Source organism: Comamonas sp. MYb396 (genome assembly GCF_037479555.1).
Classification (GTDB): domain Bacteria; phylum Pseudomonadota; class Gammaproteobacteria; order Burkholderiales; family Burkholderiaceae_C; genus Comamonas.
In genome coordinates this window covers 667,215-682,883 of sequence record NZ_JBBGYU010000001.1, presented here as the reverse complement: position 1 = coordinate 682,883, position 15,669 = coordinate 667,215, and the positions used below count along the sequence as shown (strand labels likewise).

General features: G+C 63.3%; 15 protein-coding genes. 8 read left to right on the top strand and 7 right to left on the bottom strand.

The genetic code is table 11. The annotated features are described in order from the left end of the window. Positions 1 to 108: 108 nt before the first annotated feature. On the bottom strand, positions 109 to 648 hold the full coding sequence (locus tag WH265_RS03230; RefSeq protein ID WP_339557297.1) for an SMI1/KNR4 family protein: 540 nt from the start codon (positions 646 to 648) through the stop codon (positions 109 to 111). 188 nt (positions 649 to 836) lie between these two features. Here WH265_RS03230 and WH265_RS03225 point away from each other — a divergent pair, with 188 nt between their 5' ends. Next, positions 837 to 1,082, top strand: a complete 246-nt coding sequence (locus tag WH265_RS03225) for an SAVED domain-containing protein (protein WP_339557296.1) — start codon at positions 837 to 839, stop codon at positions 1,080 to 1,082. A gap of 9 nt (positions 1,083 to 1,091) precedes the next feature. Here WH265_RS03225 and WH265_RS03220 read toward each other — a convergent pair whose 3' ends face one another. Beyond that, on the bottom strand, positions 1,092 to 2,147 hold the full coding sequence (locus WH265_RS03220; protein ID WP_339557295.1) for a CHAT domain-containing protein: 1,056 nt from the start codon (positions 2,145 to 2,147) through the stop codon (positions 1,092 to 1,094). Positions 2,148 to 2,480: 333 nt separating this feature from the next. Here WH265_RS03220 and WH265_RS03215 point away from each other — a divergent pair, with 333 nt between their 5' ends. Then, positions 2,481 to 2,615 carry a hypothetical protein gene (locus WH265_RS03215; protein ID WP_339557294.1) on the top strand — a complete coding sequence of 45 codons (135 nt, stop codon included), beginning with the start codon at positions 2,481 to 2,483 and terminating at the stop codon, positions 2,613 to 2,615. A 410-nt stretch (positions 2,616 to 3,025) separates the two neighbouring features. Here the strand turns inward: WH265_RS03215 and WH265_RS03210 are convergent, their stop codons facing one another. From WH265_RS03210 to cobW, 4 genes are all read right to left on the bottom strand, one after another. Beyond that, complete coding sequence (locus tag WH265_RS03210; protein ID WP_339557293.1) at positions 3,026 to 3,532, bottom strand: vWA domain-containing protein; 507 nt, start codon at positions 3,530 to 3,532, stop codon at positions 3,026 to 3,028. Between the two features lie 131 nt (positions 3,533 to 3,663). Beyond that, a complete protein-coding gene (locus WH265_RS03205) occupies positions 3,664 to 4,758 on the bottom strand; it encodes an ATP-binding protein (protein ID WP_339557292.1) in 1,095 nt (364 codons plus the stop codon). Continuing rightward, complete coding sequence (gene cobN / locus WH265_RS03200; RefSeq protein ID WP_339557291.1) at positions 4,755 to 8,573, bottom strand: cobaltochelatase subunit CobN; 3,819 nt, start codon at positions 8,571 to 8,573, stop codon at positions 4,755 to 4,757. The genes WH265_RS03205 and cobN overlap by 4 nt, the downstream gene beginning before the upstream one ends. Further along, positions 8,573 to 9,649 carry a cobalamin biosynthesis protein CobW gene (gene cobW / locus WH265_RS03195; RefSeq protein ID WP_339557290.1) on the bottom strand — a complete coding sequence of 359 codons (1,077 nt, stop codon included), beginning with the start codon at positions 9,647 to 9,649 and terminating at the stop codon, positions 8,573 to 8,575. Before cobW ends, cobN begins: the two co-directional genes overlap by 1 nt. A 776-nt stretch (positions 9,650 to 10,425) precedes the next feature. On the opposite strand from cobW, the gene WH265_RS03190 reads away from it, so the two are divergent. The 6 genes from WH265_RS03190 to WH265_RS03165 all read left to right on the top strand — a co-directional run bounded on the left by WH265_RS03190 (position 10,426) and on the right by WH265_RS03165 (position 13,962). Beyond that, on the top strand, positions 10,426 to 10,692 hold the full coding sequence (locus WH265_RS03190; RefSeq protein WP_339557289.1) for a hypothetical protein: 267 nt from the start codon (positions 10,426 to 10,428) through the stop codon (positions 10,690 to 10,692). 136 nt (positions 10,693 to 10,828) lie between these two features. Continuing rightward, entirely contained in the window at positions 10,829 to 11,167 is a 339-nt protein-coding gene (locus WH265_RS03185; protein ID WP_021028683.1) for an ArsR/SmtB family transcription factor, read from the top strand. 2 nt (positions 11,168 to 11,169) lie between these two features. Beyond that, positions 11,170 to 11,658, top strand: a complete 489-nt coding sequence (locus WH265_RS03180; RefSeq protein ID WP_339557288.1) for an arsenate reductase ArsC — start codon at positions 11,170 to 11,172, stop codon at positions 11,656 to 11,658. A gap of 2 nt (positions 11,659 to 11,660) precedes the next feature. Beyond that, positions 11,661 to 12,734: an ACR3 family arsenite efflux transporter gene (arsB, locus tag WH265_RS03175; protein ID WP_339557287.1), complete on the top strand. Its 1,074-nt coding sequence runs from the start codon at positions 11,661 to 11,663 to the stop codon at positions 12,732 to 12,734. Then, positions 12,734 to 13,450, top strand: a complete 717-nt coding sequence (gene arsH, locus WH265_RS03170; protein WP_021028686.1) for an arsenical resistance protein ArsH — start codon at positions 12,734 to 12,736, stop codon at positions 13,448 to 13,450. Before arsB ends, arsH begins: the two co-directional genes overlap by 1 nt. Before the next feature lie 113 nt (positions 13,451 to 13,563). After that, positions 13,564 to 13,962 (top strand): hypothetical protein, encoded by a 399-nt coding sequence (locus WH265_RS03165; protein WP_339557286.1) that lies wholly within the window; start codon positions 13,564 to 13,566, stop codon positions 13,960 to 13,962. Between the two features lie 22 nt (positions 13,963 to 13,984). Here WH265_RS03165 and WH265_RS03160 read toward each other — a convergent pair whose 3' ends face one another. Continuing rightward, the gene (locus WH265_RS03160) at positions 13,985 to 15,523 is read right to left on the bottom strand and encodes an FAD-dependent monooxygenase (RefSeq protein WP_445228477.1); all 1,539 of its coding nucleotides are present in this window, start codon (positions 15,521 to 15,523) and stop codon (positions 13,985 to 13,987) included. Between the last annotated feature and the right edge of the window lie 146 nt (positions 15,524 to 15,669).

Below are 15,669 nucleotides of genomic sequence, written 5' to 3'. Positions count from 1 at the left end.
CTCCTGGCCGAATTGAGCCATCGTACTAGCAGCTTCAAGTGGCTGCGCATGACTGTTGCTGCTCGCCCCACAGCGGTCAGTCGAACTCTATAAAAATGCTGATTCGATTCAGCTTGACATTGCGACAGCAACCGCTTCATTGAAGCTCTGAGCGACCATATGGAAGTTCTCAGGATCAGCATGATCCCATTGGTATACATCGTACTCTCCATTAGAGTGCCTTTGGTCAAGACAGAAGCAATAAAGACCCCAATCGGAACATCCAGCAAAAGGAAGGAATCCTTTGTCAAATAACAGCTCTCGCGGATGACCATCAAAAACTTTACCAATCAAGATATCCTGCCAACCACGCGTTGGATGAGCGAAGAACCACATGTCTCCTAGATGCAGCTCCATGAAATTCTTGTACTTGAGGACTTTCACAAACTGGGGGCTAAGTACCGCGTTCACAGCAGAATTTACCGCCTCTACGTCTATATCCTCGACAAGTGAGGCAACCGGTTTCCATGCGACCAAACCTTCATCTTGATCAACTTCACTCGATCTCATTTCCAAAGGCACAATGTGATCTGGATACCAATTGATACCAAGCTCAGCCATGCTGGCAAGATATGAGTCGATGGCGCTATAAACATCAGCTTGAAGCATTTTTAGATATCGCAAAAAAGACAGATCAGGCCAGAGAGGAATGACTGCTCGTGGCCGAATTGAGGCATCGTACCAGCAGCTCCAAGTGGCGCCGCATGACTGTTGCTGCTCGACCCAAAGCGGAACTTCACAGGCTGATTCACAATGTCCGATGAAGGCTAGAGCCGTCGGTCAGGTTTTGCAGCCTAGTGACAGCTGTTGCCGTAACCGGCCATTCGTCAAACGACGACATCGCTGCCATGAACCAGGCAGTACACGAAGCCAAGGTGAAGCTGTCTGAGTTCCGTGGTCGGCATCAGTTGAGCCGCATTCACATCTACATTAAGGTGCCCTCTGTTTTTACTCTGGCGCTTGACCACCGGCTCAATGGAATCGGTCTCATTCAGCTGTACGACTGGGACCAGGAGAAGTACAGACCCACGGTCCAGCTTTGATAAACGCCCTCAGTCCTTGGGCTTGACCAGGATTAAATCAGACTCCTCAATCCCGCTACGTAGATGGAGTTCCGGCGTCGACTCTTCTGGAATTCCCTCGAGCATCAAAGCATTTTTAGCTTGCTTGAACGCATTGGGAATCGATTTACCAAAACCAATAGCGGAATAGAACTGCGAGGCAAATACACGAGCTGCCGTGTCTCCAATCTCCTGATTCATACCGATGGCCGCATCTACGTATTGAGTGCAGGCAGCCGCTTGGTTGTACGAATGGCATGTGTTAAAGAACACCAGCCGAACAGAGTCAAAAAGCTCAAAAGTACCAACTAGGCTTGCTAGAGAAACGAAGGCTGCATCACCGTTGCGGTCCTGCAGAACAAGCTCATCTTGGTTGGTGCCATGCCCGCTAAAGTGGACAACCGTAGGTCCCAGCTCATTCATGTATTGAAGAATGTCTCCAGACCGTAATGCCCAACGCGACTCTAGTTTGACGGCATCGCGGTGATCTGAAAGACGAATTTTTTGCTGAATCTCTCGAACCTCCTCGTCCAAAAGAAGTCTGCGGTCGGACGCTGTTGCCGGATCAGTAGCGAAGAACGCGACCACAATCTGCTCGGGCAGTGCGCTTAACCGATCAACACGTGCAATGGTCTCGCGATGAAGTATCTCGTGCTGCGTCAGACTTGATTTCATCGTTCGTAGCTGCATCTGCTGAGCATCCTGCTGGCGCTTTTGCTCTTCATTTCTTTTTTTCAGCGCTTTCGCGTCTTCGCTGTCCAGCCTCCCTTGAGCCGTCCCAAGCTTTTTCTGCTCGTCCGCGATCTTTTTCTCTAGCTTAGCCACCTCTCGCTCATGTTTAGCTTGCTCTTCAGCATATCGACTAGCCTCGCGTAATTTATTTTGAAGAGTTGAGGTAGTGCTGGTTTTGCTCGCGGCAGATCTTGCAGCAAGGGATTTTTTACCTGCGTCGGCAGCCTTTTGTACCTCCTTTGCCTTTTGGTCCATTGCTTTGGCAATGCCATCCCGAATCTGGGTGACCTGACGCCGGTACATATCCACACTCATTTACTCTCTCCTCTATGGTGCCTAATCAACTCAAAGTTGAATGGGCTAGTCATTCCTATTTCATAGCACTCAAGATACTATATATATATATCAATCTCTTCGCTCGGCCGCTTTGCTACAGTGATCAGTCGGTCACGTTGCAAACATGACAGACCGCAACCGCTGCAAAACAGACCTTCAATTGCTTTTTTTGAACTTCTGCTCCTGGCCGATCCGCGACCGTCGCAGGCCGACCCAGGGGGACAGTGTATAACCCACGCTACACGATAAGCCTTATCGGTAGGAGACAGCTATGCATAATGAAAAATTGGCTTTTTCGGGAGACTTCATCGCATGAAAGCTGTGCAACTCATCGCTTTAGTGATTGTCGTTGGTGCGCTTTTTCTTGTGATGAACGGATTGTTTTCCGCGTGGGCTTTGCTTGAGCTGGCCTGGTCGGCGATTCTTGGCTTTGTAAATCTCTTTTGATGTAGGCCTGCAACAATGCATCCCACCTGATGCGTAAGGGGGCTGCTATCAAGCCTTGGGCATGGTGGCCTGGCATTTCGCCCGCTGAGCTGGGACGTGGAGCTTCTGCTTTCATTTGCCGAGACGGCCTGTTATTGACCGACAGCAGCCATCCTAGCTTCAAATTGACCAAGCGCAACAGCAGCTTCGCGTCAACCTCAGGGGCCGCGACAGGCCGAAAGTCGCCCCGTCACGCCCTCTGTGTGAGCTCAGAGCGCCCCAAGTTCAAACTTCAGTGAGAAAAATTCAAAACTCACGGAGGACCGACACGCACGAAGAACCGACAGCAGGGTGAGCGTCGGTTCTCCATTTGTATGCAGCAAGAGGATTTGTAAGCTCAACGAGCCGCCATGGCGGCGCAAGGCACTGGCTCAGGCCGGTATCCAATCCGCGTGCCAGCGTGCTGCCAGGCGTTGGCTCAGCTGCAAGGGCAGGCCACCCTGGTCAAAACCGACGACGGTGATCTGCTCGGCGCAGCTGGGGCGCTCGGGCACCTGGGCAAAGCGGCCGTCGCTGAGCAGCCAGACGCAGGCATGCACGGGGCCCTGGCGGCGGGCGCGCTGCAGCAGGCGCTCCAGCAAGCTGATGGCGCTGGCCAACGGGCTGCCGCCGCCGCCGGCAATCGGGCGGATCCAGCTTTCGTTGAAGGCCTGGGCCTTGGCCCCAGCCTGGATCACATAGGCGCTGTCGCCGCTAAAGCCCAGCACGCAGAGCTTGTCGCGCTGGCGGTAGGCCTGCTCGGCAATGGCCTGCAGATAGCCCTTGGCGCGGGCGAGCTGCTGGCCGCGCAGCATGGAGGCGGAGGTGTCGAGCAGCACGCAGTGCATCAGCTGCGCGCCGGCGGGCTGCTTGCGAAAGCGCAGGTGCGGGCGCGCCAACTTGGCCTGGCCTTTGGCGGCCAGGCTGCGGGGCCAGTCAATGCGGTGACTAGCGGCTGCCTGCAGCCGGCCGGCACGCTGCGTGTTCTGCGCGCGCCCCAGCTTGGCCTTGCCGGCCAGGCTGGGGCGCGTCAGGCTTTTTTTGCGATAAAGGGCCGCAGGGCCTTGACGGGCTCGATACCGGTGTGGCGCGGCGCGGCCATGCCGCCCCAGCCATCGGGCTGGCTGTGATTGGCGTTGGGGTTGCTGCTAGCGGTGTTGGCGTCGCCGGCTTGGGGCTTGGCCTGCGCCTGTTTTGGCGGTTGGCGCTGCTGCGGTTGATCTTGGGGATCATTGGCTGGGCCGGCAGCCGATGGCGGCTGCGCCGCATCGGCACTGCGGCGGTGGGCCAGTGCCAACTCCGCCACGGCCTGCACATCGGCCAGGCTGACCTCGGCATGGCCCGCCAGCGCAGCCTGGGCGCGCGCGGCACGCAGCATCACCAGGTCGGCGCGCACGCCTTCGGCGCCCGATTGCTGGCACAGCTGCGCCACGGTATCCAAGATGGCCTCGGGCCAGGCCACGCTGGCCAACTGCGTGCGTGCGGCGGCAATCTGCTGGCGCAACCGGGCTTGTGCCTCCGCTTGCTGGGCGCAGAAATGGGCCGGGTCCGCATCAAAGGCCATGCGGGCGCGCACAATGCGCTTGCGCGTGTCCACATCGGGCACATTGGGCAGGCGCACAAACAGGCCAAAGCGGTCCAGCAGCTGCGGGCGCAACTGGCCTTCTTCGGGGTTCATCGTGCCGATCAGTGCAATGCGCGCGGCATGCTGGTGCGATACGCCATCGCGCTCGATGCGGTTGGTGCCGCTGGCGCTGACATCGAGCAGCAAGTCCACCAGGCCATCGGGCAGCAGGTTGACCTCGTCCACATACAGAATGCCCTGGTGCGCCTGGGCCAGCAGGCCGGGGCGGAACTGCACGGCTGAGGACTGCAGGGCAGCTTCCAGATCGAGCGCCCCTTGCAGTTGCTCCTCGGTGGTGCCCAGCGGCAGATTGACAAAATGGCCGCTGGGCAGCAGCGCAGCCAGCGCGCGGGCGCTGGTGGATTTGGCGGTGCCGCGCGGGCCCTCCACCAGCACGCCACCCAGTTGCGGATCGACCGCCAGCAGCAGCAAGGCCTGCTGCAGCGCGGCCTGGCCCTCAATGGCGCTGAAGGGAAAATGCAGATCGTTGGCGGTGCTCATCGCATCTCCAGCAGGTGTTCGGTCTCGAGCAAATGGGTCTCCAGCAATTGGGGATAGTCGCCGGGCTCCTGCCACAGGCCGCGCTGTATGGCTTCGAGCAGGCGCTCGCACATGCCGTGGAAGGCCTGCGGATTGTGCTGCTGCATAAAGGCGCGCGTGGTGTCATCGGCGACAAAGGCATCGGTCACGCGGGCGTACTGGTCATCGCGCACCACGCGGGCCGTGGCATCAAAGGCGAAGAGGTAGTCCACCGTAGCGGCGATCTCGAACGCGCCCTTGTAGCCATGGCGCTGCACGCCCTCGATCCACTTGGGGTTGGTGGCCCGTGCGCGCACCACGCGGCTGATCTCTTCTTGCAGGCTGCGCATGCGCGGTGACTCGGGGTTGCTGTGGTCGCCAAAGTACATGGCCGGTTGCTGGCCGCTGTAGTGGCGCACGGCAGCGGCCATGCCGCCCTGGAACTGGTAGTAGTCGCCGGAGTCGAGCACATCGTGCTCGCGGTTGTCCTGGTTGTGCAGCACTAGCTGCATCTCGGACAGGCGGCGCACAAAGGTCTCGGGCACATTGCTGCCTTCGTCGTTCTGGCCGTAGGCATAGGCGCCCCAGTTGCGGTAGGCCGTTGCCAGGTCCTCGTCGCTTTGCCACTGGCCGCTGTCGATCAGGCCCTGCAGGCCGGCGCCGTAGCTGCCGGGCTTGGCGCCAAACACGCGCAGGCCCGCCTGGTGGCGCGCTGCCTTGGCATCTAGCCCCTGCTGCTGCAGCTGCGCGGCCTCGGCCAGAACGCGGGCGCGGATCGGGTTCTGCGCGGCGTCTTCTTCTTCCAGCGCCGCCACTTTTTGCACGGCGGCATCAAACAGGCGGATCACATTGCTGAACGCATCCCGAAAAAAGCCCGAAACGCGCAAGGTCACATCCACCCGGGGGCGGCCCAGCACATGCAGCGGCAGCACTTCAAAATCGCTGACCCGCCAGCTGCCATCGGCCCAGGTGGGGCGCACGCCCATCAGCGCAAAGGCCTGCGAGATATCGTCGCCGCCGGTGCGCATGGTGGCCGTGCCCCACACAGACAGGCCAATGGTGACGGGGTATTCGCCATGCTCCTGGGTGTAGCGCTCCACCAGCAGTTGCGCAGATTTGAATCCCATGCCCCAGCTGGTTTGCGTGGGGATGGCCCGGGTATCGACCGAGAAGAAGTTGCGGCCGGTGGGCAGCACATCGGGCCGGCCGCGCGTGGGCGCGCCGCTCGGGCCCGCTGGCACAAAGCGCCCCGCCAGGCCGCGCAGCAGTTGCAGCAGCTCTTGCGGGCCGCAGGCGGCCAGGCGCGGGCGCAGATCCTGCTGCACGCGGGCCAGCACGGCCTGGGTGTGGCCGTCGGCCAGCTCGGCCAGTGCTGGCGGCAAGGCGGCGCCGGGGGCCAGAATCTGCAAGGCCAGCAGCTCCAGGCGCTCGCGTGTGTCGCCGTGGTGGCGCCAGGGCTGGTTCTGCAGATCTTGCAGGTCTTGAAGCAGGGCGGGGCGCGGGCCGGTCCAGGCCGCGGCCCAGTCGGCATCGAGCGGGTCAAAGTCCAGGCCCAGATCACGGGCGAGGGCGCGCACCAGGCTTTGGCTCGCACCTTTGCCGCCACCGACGGGGTGGCGGGCCAGGGCGAGCAAGGTATCGGTCTCCAGCCGGCCGGCGGGCGAGACGCCGAAGATATGCAGGCCGTCGCGGATCTGGCTTTCCTTGAGCTCACACAGGTAGGCATCGGTGCGGTTGAGCAGCTGCTGCTCTTCCTCGTCGCTGCCGGGCGCCTGCAGGCCCAGGTCCTGGTGCAGGTCGTGCTGCACGATATGGGCGAGGATCTGCTGGCGCAGGATTTGCGCGCGCTTGTGGTCCAGGGTGGCGGCCTCGTAGTACTCGTCGACCATGCGCTCCAGATCGCGCGTGGGCCCGTAGCTTTCGGCGCGGGTAAGCGGGGGCATCAGGTGGTCAATGATCACGGCCTGGGCGCGGCGCTTGGCCTGTGTGCCTTCGCCAGGGTCATTGACGATAAAGGGGTAGAGGTGGGGCAGAGGGCCCAGCACCAAATCGGGCCAGCAGCTGGCCGACAGGGCGACGCTCTTGCCGGGCAGCCATTCGAGGTTGCCGTGCTTGCCCACATGCACCATCGCATCGGCATGCCATTGGCTGCGCAGCCAGTGGTAGAAGGCCAGGTAGTAGTGCGGCGGCACCAGATCCGGGTCATGGTAGGCGGCCAACGCATCGAGCTGGTAGCCGCGCGCCGGCTGCACGCCGACAAAGATCTGGCCCAGGCGCAGGCCGGCCACCATAAAGCGGCCTTCGCGCAGCATCGGGTCTTGCGCGGGCGCGCCCCAGCGCTCGGTAATGGCCTGCTGGTTGGCCGCTGGCAGGGTGCCAAAGTACTGCAGGTAGTCGGCCAGGCTCAGGCTTTGCCAGGCGGCGCGCGTGGCCCAGGAGTCGGGCGCATTGGTGATGCCTTGCTGCAGCAGCTCCATCAGCGCCTGGCTGTCTGCGGGCATCGCATCGACGGCATAGCCATCGGCCGCCAGTGCGCGCAGGATCTCGATGACCGACGCTGGTGTATCCAGCCCCACGCCATTGCCAATGCGGCCTTCGCTGCTGGGGTAGTTGGCCAGCACCAGCGCCAGGCGCTTGTCGGCATTGGGTTTGCGGCGCAGCTGGCACCAGCGCTGGGCGAGTTCCACCACAAAGCCCATGCGCTCGGGGTGGGCCTGGTACTGCACCACATCGGACTGGGTCAGATCGCTGCGGTGCGACAGGCCCTTGAAGCTGATGGCCCGCGTGATGATGCGGCCATCGACCTCGGGCATCGCCACATGCATGGCAATATCGCGCGGCTGCAGGCCGTGGGTGCTGTCCAGCCAGGTCTGCTCGTTGCTGCCCGACAGGATCAGCTGCAGCACGGGGATATCGCCTGCCAGCGCATGGTCGCCGGGGGTATCGAGCGAGGCCTGCGAGAACGCGGTGGTGTTGAGGATCAGTGCGACCTCTTCGCTGGCGCACAGCGCCTGCAAGGCCGCCAGGCACCCGGCGTCCTTGAGCGATTGCAAGGCCAGCGGCAGCGGGTTCATGCCCTTGGCAAGCAGCGCCTGGCACAGGTCGGCAAACACCTGGGTGTTGCCCGACTGCAGATGCGCCTTGTAGAACAGCAGCATCACCACCGGCGCGCCGGGTTGCCACTGCAGCGGGCCGGGTTGCTGCCAGGTGGCGACCGTGGCCTCATCGCTCGCGGGGTGGTAGACGGCCACCGCCGGCAGGGGGCGCGGGGGTAGCGCCGCATGCGGGCCGCCCAAGAGGCCGTGCCAGACAAAACGAAACAGCTCGCGCGCATTCGCCAGGCCGCCTTCGCGCAGGTAGCGCCACAAGGTACGGCAGTCTTGCTGCGCCACCGTGCTTTTTTGCAGCAGGTTCAAATCCTCGCTGCTGTCGCCCGAGAACATGGCCAGCGCAATCTGGTGGGCGCGGCACAGCGCCATGACGCGCTCGGTGCCATAGGGCCAGTAGCTCTCGCCGCCGAGGTGGTCGATGATGATGAGCTTGGCATGCTGCAGCACCTCATCGGCATACAGATCAACCGATGCGGGCTGGCGCAGGTACATCAGATTGGCCAGCCGCACGCTGGGCAGTTGCTCGCCATCCATGCCGGCCCGCAACTGCGCATAGGCTTGCGCCAGCAGGGCCAAGGTGGTATCTGCGGCGCTCAGGATCACGATGTCGGCCGGGCTTTGCCCCATGCTGGAGACAAAGGCCTCGTCGTCGACAAAACCACCGGGCTGGACCGCGAGCAAATGCATCAGAGCGCTCCGACCGGGCTGGCAGCGAGCTGGGCGCGGATGGCGGCCTCGTCCAGGTCATGGCCGATAAAGACCAGGTGGCTTGCGCGCTTTTCATCGGCGCGCCATGGGCGGTCAAAGTAGCTGTCAAAGCGCTTGCCCACGCCATGCACCACCAGGCGCATGGGCTTGCCGGGCAGCGCCACAAAACCCTTGATGCGGTAGACGGTCTGCTGCGCGACGACCTCGGCCAGCTGGGCCAGCAGTGCTTCGCGCTCCACTTCGCCCAGCTGCACGACGACGGAGTCGAAATCGTCATGGTCGTGCTCGTCATGCACATGGCCGGCTTCGTGCTCGTGGTGGCCCTTGCGCGATTCGATGCTTTGCTCGGACGCGCTGGACAGGCCCAGCACCACATCGAGGTCGATGCGGCCATGGTCGGCAGCCACGATCTTGACGGCAGGCGGAATGTCTTCGCGCACCAGCGCCTCGACGGCAGCGCGGTCGGCGGCGCTGGCCTGGTCGAGCTTGCTCAGCACCACCAGGTCGGCGGAGATGAGCTGGTCTTCAAACAGCTCGTGCAGCGGCGACTCGTGGTCGAGGTTGGGGTCCAGCTTGCGCTGCAGATCGACCGCAGCGGGGTTGGCGGCAAACTGGCCGGCGGCTGCGGCGGGCACATCGACCACGGTGATCACCGCATCGACCGTGCAGGCGTTCTTGATCTCGGGCCAGTTGAAGGCCTGCACCAGGGGCTTGGGCAGGGCCAGGCCGCTGGTCTCGATGAGGATATGGTCGATATCGCCACGGCGCTCGATCAGCTTGCGCATCACGGGGTAGAACTCTTCCTGCACGGTGCAGCACATGCAGCCATTGGCCAGCTCATACAGTTGGCCGGCCTGCTCGCCGTTCTCGTCTTCGCAGCCAATCCCGCAGCCACGCAGAATCTCGCCATCAATGCCCAGCTCGCCAAACTCATTGACGATCACCGCAATGCGGCGGCCGTTGGCATTGGACAGGATATGGCGCAGCAAGGTGGTCTTGCCGCTGCCCAGAAAGCCGGTAACGATGGTGGCTGGGATCTTCTGGCTGGTGCGCATGGGGGATGTCTCCAAATAAAAGGGGAGGGCTGCCGGGCAAGCCTGGGGCGGGGCCGTTGGGCGCAGTGCGCGCGGCAGTCTGAAACAAAAAGGGGGAGGCGGGGCCGGGGCCGGCGCTGGACGAGTGCAGGCCGCCTAGCGGCCGCATCCCGCCAACGGCCAGGCCAGGCCTGTGCGCCATAGCGCCGGGTGCAAGGGCAGCGCCAAGCGGCGGCTGGGGGCAGGTGTCTGCATGAGAACTCCAGGAAAAGCGCGTCCTAGGCAAACCAGCGGGCTTGATGCCGGTTGCAGCTGGTTCGGGGGGGGCTTGGCACAAAGGTCTGACTTGGCAGCGCAGGCTTGGGAGCTATGCCCGGGGCCTGCGGCAGCGATACAGTGGCGCGACCGTGCCGGATTGTCACCGGCTTCTTTGCGAACAAGTGCGGGCCATTCTACTGCCTTTGCCTGCGGCGATAGCGGCCCGCCATGGCTGCTGGCGTGGGTTCTTGCGGGCATGCCAACGGCTGGCTTGAGACACCGGGCAGGCACCCCATCCTTCACAATGGCCTCTTGTCTTTGACGGTGCAGGAGTGGATATGGGGCGAATCATGGCCGCATTGTTGATCGCCATCAGTGTGCGAAGCGCCTGCGCGGCGCCCGCTGGGCCGACTGAGCCTACTGGGCGGGCTGCAGAAATCGGTTGGTGGACGCTGACGCGTGCAGTGGACCCTGCGACTGGAAAGCAGGCCTGTGTTGCCAGGCATGTGGGTGGGGGAATGACGCTCAATGGCACATCCTTGACGATTGCCGCAGTGCCCATGCGGGCGGTGCTTTTGAGCGGGGCTTTGGCGATCGCATTGGACGGCGTTCCTCTTCCGCCACCTTTGACGGAAGCTGCTGGCGTTATCCGGCATTTTGGGGTACTGACGCTGGAGGGCGCCGCTCTGGCCAAAGCCGTTGCATCCCAAAAGCTGCTGGTCTCAGTCGGCGCAGTCGATGCGATGCACGACATGCGCGGTGCACGCGAGGCGCTGCAGTGGATACAAGATGCCTGCCAGCAATAGCTGCCTTCGGCACTGAACCAAGGGGCCCCGAGTCACTGTAAGTTTTTAGCCGGGGCGGCGCGGCCTTTGGGCGTCCGTCACAGCGGGCTGCAAAGTTTTTGGTGATTTATTTTAATACTTCAAGTATCATTGAAGTATGAATGAAGACCATGTCATCAAATCGCTGGCCGCACTGGCCCACCAGGTCCGCTTGCGGGTGTTTCGTGCGCTGGTGGTGGCCGGGGCTGACGGGCTTACGCCCTCGGTGTTGGCGGAGGCGCTGGGCGTTGCGGCCACGGCGCTGTCCTTCCACCTCAAGGAGCTGGTCCATGCGGGCCTGGTCACGCAGGAGCGCGTGAGCCGCAACCTGGTCTACCGCGCGGACTTTGCGCGCATGGATGGCGTTCTGCGCTATTTGACCGAGAACTGCTGCGCGGGCGCCCGCTGCGAGGTGACCGCTCCCCAGTGCTGCCCTGCCAGCGACAAAGGCTGCTGACGATGACCACCCATGTTTTGGTGCTGTGCACCCACAACTCGGCCCGCAGCGTGCTGGCCGAGGCCATGTTCAACCACTGGGCGCAGACACTGGGCATCGATGCCAAAGCCTTCAGCGCCGGTGCTGCACCTAGTGGCCGTGTCCACCCGCAGGCGCTCGCGGCGTTGCGTGCTGCGGGTGTGGATGTATCGGCGCTGGCGAGCAAGAGCATGGACCTGTTTGCGCAGCCTGGTGTGCCAGAGATGCGCGTGGTCATCACCGTCTGCGACAGCGCCGCTGCCCAGCCTTGCCCCTTGTGGCCGGGCGCGCCAGTGCGTGCCCATTGGAGCTATCCGGACCCCTCCGAGGCCGCCAGCGAGGAGCAAGCCCAGCGCTTTGAGCTGACCCGCCAGGCGCTGGCCTACCGCATGCTGCAGCTGCTGCAACTGCCGTTTGACAAGCTGGGCAACCAGGCGCTGCAAGCGGCAGTGCAGCGGATTGCGGAGTCTTGAACATGCCCGTGCCTGAGACCAAGCCGGTGATCGGTGGGTTTGAGCGCTACCTCACGCTCTGGGTGCTGCTGTGCATCTGCGCTGGCGTAGGCCTGGGTTATGCCGTGCCGGGCCTGACCGAGGCCGTGGCTGCGATGGAGGTGGCCAAGGTGAACCTGCCGGTGGGTGTGCTCATCTGGGTGATGGTCATTCCCATGCTGCTCAAGATTGACTTTTCTGCGCTGTCGCAGCTGCGCCGCCATGCCCGTGGCATAGGGGTGACCTTGTTCATCAACTGGGGCCTCAAGCCGTTTTCGATGGCCTTGCTGGCCTGGCTGTTTTTGCGCCATGTGTTTGTGCAGTGGCTCGATCCTGCGCAGATAGACAGCTATGTCGCCGGTTTGATTTTGCTCGCTGCAGCGCCTTGCACGGCGATGGTCTTTGTCTGGAGCCAGCTGTGCAAGGGGGACCCGTACTTCACGCTGTCGCAGGTCGCCTTGAATGACGCCATCATGCTGGTGGCCTTTGCGCCGATCGTGGCCTTGCTGCTGGGCATCTCCTCGATCACGGTGCCCTGGGACACCTTGCTGGTCTCGGTCGTGCTCTACATCCTGGTGCCGGTGGTGCTGGCCCAGATGCTGCGCAAATACCTGCTCAGGCGCGGCAGCCAGGCACTGGGCCGGGCCACCGAGCTGATGGGGCCGGTCTCGATCCTGGCCTTGCTCGCCACGCTGGTGCTGCTGTTTGCGTTCCAGGGCCAGTCGATCCTGGCGCAGCCCTTGGTGATTGCGCTCTTGGCCGTGCCCATCCTGGTGCAGGTGGTTCTCAATGCCGGGCTGGCGTACTGGCTCAACCAGAAGCTGGGGGTGGCCCATTGCGTGGCCGGGCCCTCGGCGCTGATTGGCGCCAGCAACTTCTTTGAACTGGCCGTCGCCACCGCGATCAGCCTGTTTGGCCTGAACTCGGGCGCAGCGCTGGCCACCGTGGTCGGCGTGCTGATCGAGGTGCCGGTAATGCTGGCCGTTGTGGCCGTTGTCAATCGATCCAAGCGCTGGTATGAAAATGCCCTGCCAGCTCTGCCCACCCAAGGACACTGATGTCTGCTGATGCCCTCTCCCGCCATATCGATGCCCGCAGCTTCCAGGCCCCTGGCCCGCAGCAGCTGCAGCCTCGCCAGCTGTCTGCCCATGCTCCGCGCATCCTGATGCTGTATGGCTCGCTGCGTGAGCGCTCCTACAGCCGGCTCCTGACCCAGGAGGCAGCGCGGCTGCTGGAAGGCATGGGGGCCGAGGTCCGCATCTACGATCCCGACGGCTTGCCGCAGCCCGATACCGTGCCGGAGGACCACCCCAAGGTGGCGGAGCTGCGCGCGCTGGTGCGGTGGTGCGAAGGCATGGTCTGGACTTCACCGGAGCGCCACGGCGCGATGACCGGCATCATGAAGACCCAGGTGGACTGGATACCGCTGTCCGAAGGCGCCGTGCGGCCCACGCAGGGAAAGACGCTGGCGGTCATGCAGGTGAGCGGCGGCTCGCAGTCCTTCAATGCCGTGAACCAGCTGCGCATTCTGGGCCGCTGGATGCGCCTGTTGACCATTCCCAACCAAAGCTCGGTCGCCAAGGCCTACCAGGAGTTTGACGACGAGGGGCGCATGAAGCCATCGCCTTTTTATGACCGCGTGGTGGATGTGATGGAGGAGCTGCTGAAGTTCACCCTGCTGACCCGGGACCTTGCGCCCTATCTGGTGGACCGCTACAGCGAGCGCAAGGAGGAGCGCGCAAAGATGCATGCCCAGACCTTGGCGAGCCTGTGAGCGCTGCGCGGGATACAAAAGGGGTGACACAGTCCTGAGGGCTGAGAAGACTCATAGAGGAAGGCCGCTAGCGGTTGGCGATTTGCTAGCATGGCGCAACTTGCCCCAGACCCATGACCAAAAATCGCTACCGCCTGCTCGTTATCGCCACCGTCCTGCTGTTAGTGCTGTCCATCCGCATGGATTTCAGGACCGAGCTGCTGTCCTCGCAGCATCCGCTGCGGTTTCCCATCGCGCTGGAGGGGGAGATGGTCGTGCTGCTGTGCTTCATCATCCTGGGCTGGAGCGCCGGTTTTTATGGCTGCATGCGCTTTCGTCCCTGGGCGCCTGCGCTCAACCTGGTCACCACCGCCTGCGGGCTGCTGTTTATCGTCGGCAACAACTGGCTCTCCGTCGAGTCCTCCTGGGCCCAGGTGCTGGATTTTCTGGCCAATGCCTCGGGCGGTTTGACCTTGATGCTGCCTTACTTCAACGACCAGGTCCGAAAGATGTTTTGGCCGGAGCCGGATTAAGGTCCGGCCCCCCGCCTGCGCATCAGCGCTGCAGCGGCTGGCCAAACCAGCGCTGGATAGCCTCAGCTGCCTGGTCCTGCACCACGACACCATCACCCACCCTGGCGACGATGCCATCCGGGCGGACCAGCAGCGATTGCAAGCCAAGTTCATCAGCCGCGCTGCTGGCGATATAGCGAAGGCGCCCCTGCCACCCTGCCGACAAGTCGCACAATGGCGCGGCGCTGCCAAAGTCCAGCAACAAGCCCTGGCCGGTGCGCAGATGGCCAGCGAGGGTCGAGCCATCGGCCAGCGCAAAGTCGGGTGCGCTGCGGCCCACCAAGGGGTGGGGGTCGCCCAGGTCATAGCGCAGCGTCGCGCCCCAGACGCGATCGGCAAAGTAGGTGGCGCCGTCGCGCGTGGCGACCAGGTCGCGCAGGATATCGGCGAGCGCGCGTGTGGCGGGGCTGGGTCGCATCAGGGCGACCTGGGCGCGGGACCAGTCCAGCACCTGGGCGCCGACCGGGTGGCGCTCGGCGGTATAGCTGTCCAGCAGGCCCTCTGGCGCGTCGCCCTGGATGGTGGCGGCCAGCTTCCAGCCCAGGTTCATTGCATCCCCAAGACCGAGGTTGAGGCCCTGGCCGCCCAAGGGCGAGTGGATATGGGCGGCGTCTCCCGCCAGCAGCACGCGGCCCTTGCGGTAGCTGCTGGCCTGGCGGGCGCGGTCGGTCCAGGTGGATGCGAGTTGCAGCGATGTGATCGCGGCATCGCTGCCGCTGACCCGGCGCAGCACCGTTTGCACATGGCCTGCAGTGATGGGCGCACTGCCGTGGAACGCGCCGCCATCAAAATCGACCATGGCGATCGTACCCGGTGGCTGGAAGGTGTACATGCCCGTGGCCGTGTAATGGCGGCCGGGGCTGAGGGCAGCGCTGTTCTCCAGCGTGGCCTCTACCGAATAGCCCGTGAACTCGGGCTCGGTGCCGGCGAAGTCAAAACCGGCGGCTTTGCGGATCTGGCTGCGGCCACCATCACAGCCCACCAGCCAGCGGCTTTGCAGCTGTGCATCACCGGCTTGCACTTGCACGCTATCGGCTGACTGCACCAGGCCGGTCACGCGAACCCCTCGGCGCACATGCACACCCAGTTCTGCCGCACGCCGTGCCAGCACCGATTCAAGGCGCTCCATCGTCGTGGGCATGCTCTCGCTGACGGGGCTGGGCAGCCGGTAGGGCCAGCGTGTAGTGTCGATCTGGTCCTGGAAAAACTGCAGGCCCGCAAAGTGCCCGCCGGGCCGGCGCGCATGCTGCAGCCAGTGGGGGCGCGATGCGGCGGGCGCGCCACCATGCAGAGATGCGGTGACGGCCTCCAGCAAGCCCCGGCGCTGCAGCGCCTCCAGCGAGGGGATAGTGAGGCCACGAATGCCAAAGGGCGCTTGCTTGAGCGGGGAGTGCGGGTCGCCGGCTTGCTCGAGCACCAGCACAGAGCACTGGGCCAGCCGCAGCTCGCAGCTGAGCAGCAGGCCAACGGGGCCTGCACCAACAATGATGACGTCGTAAGGGGGGATCGTAGGCATGGACATGTCCTCTCTCGTTTGACCGATCGGCCGGAGTGATTCTTTGTCTTGAGAACCCCTGGGACGAACCGATGGCCGCAAGCAAATGCGGTGCAAGTTCGTCGTGGGGACCCATGCGCGGGCAGAGTCAGCGCTTCCGTGGGGAAGGACCT

What these genes read in the sequence shown, in the direction of transcription:
- WH265_RS03220 (WP_339557295.1), bottom strand. Translation starts at nt 2,147, where the DNA reads ATGAGTGTGGATATGTACCGGCGTCAGGTCACCCAGATTCGGGATGGC.
- WH265_RS03205 (WP_339557292.1), bottom strand. Translation starts at nt 4,758, where the DNA reads ATGAGCACCGCCAACGATCTGCATTTTCCCTTCAGCGCCATTGAGGGC.
- WH265_RS03165 (WP_339557286.1), top strand. Translation starts at nt 13,564, where the DNA reads ATGACCAAAAATCGCTACCGCCTGCTCGTTATCGCCACCGTCCTGCTG.
- WH265_RS03215 (WP_339557294.1), top strand. Translation starts at nt 2,481, where the DNA reads ATGAAAGCTGTGCAACTCATCGCTTTAGTGATTGTCGTTGGTGCGCTT.
- WH265_RS03185 (WP_021028683.1), top strand. Translation starts at nt 10,829, where the DNA reads ATGAATGAAGACCATGTCATCAAATCGCTGGCCGCACTGGCCCACCAG.
- arsH (WP_021028686.1), top strand. Translation starts at nt 12,734, where the DNA reads ATGTCTGCTGATGCCCTCTCCCGCCATATCGATGCCCGCAGCTTCCAG.
- cobN (WP_339557291.1), bottom strand. Translation starts at nt 8,573, where the DNA reads ATGCATTTGCTCGCGGTCCAGCCCGGTGGTTTTGTCGACGACGAGGCC.
- WH265_RS03160 (WP_445228477.1), bottom strand. Translation starts at nt 15,523, where the DNA reads ATGTCCATGCCTACGATCCCCCCTTACGACGTCATCATTGTTGGTGCA.
- cobW (WP_339557290.1), bottom strand. Translation starts at nt 9,649, where the DNA reads ATGCGCACCAGCCAGAAGATCCCAGCCACCATCGTTACCGGCTTTCTG.
- WH265_RS03180 (WP_339557288.1), top strand. Translation starts at nt 11,170, where the DNA reads ATGACCACCCATGTTTTGGTGCTGTGCACCCACAACTCGGCCCGCAGC.
- WH265_RS03230 (WP_339557297.1), bottom strand. Translation starts at nt 648, where the DNA reads ATGCTTCAAGCTGATGTTTATAGCGCCATCGACTCATATCTTGCCAGC.
- arsB (WP_339557287.1), top strand. Translation starts at nt 11,661, where the DNA reads ATGCCCGTGCCTGAGACCAAGCCGGTGATCGGTGGGTTTGAGCGCTAC.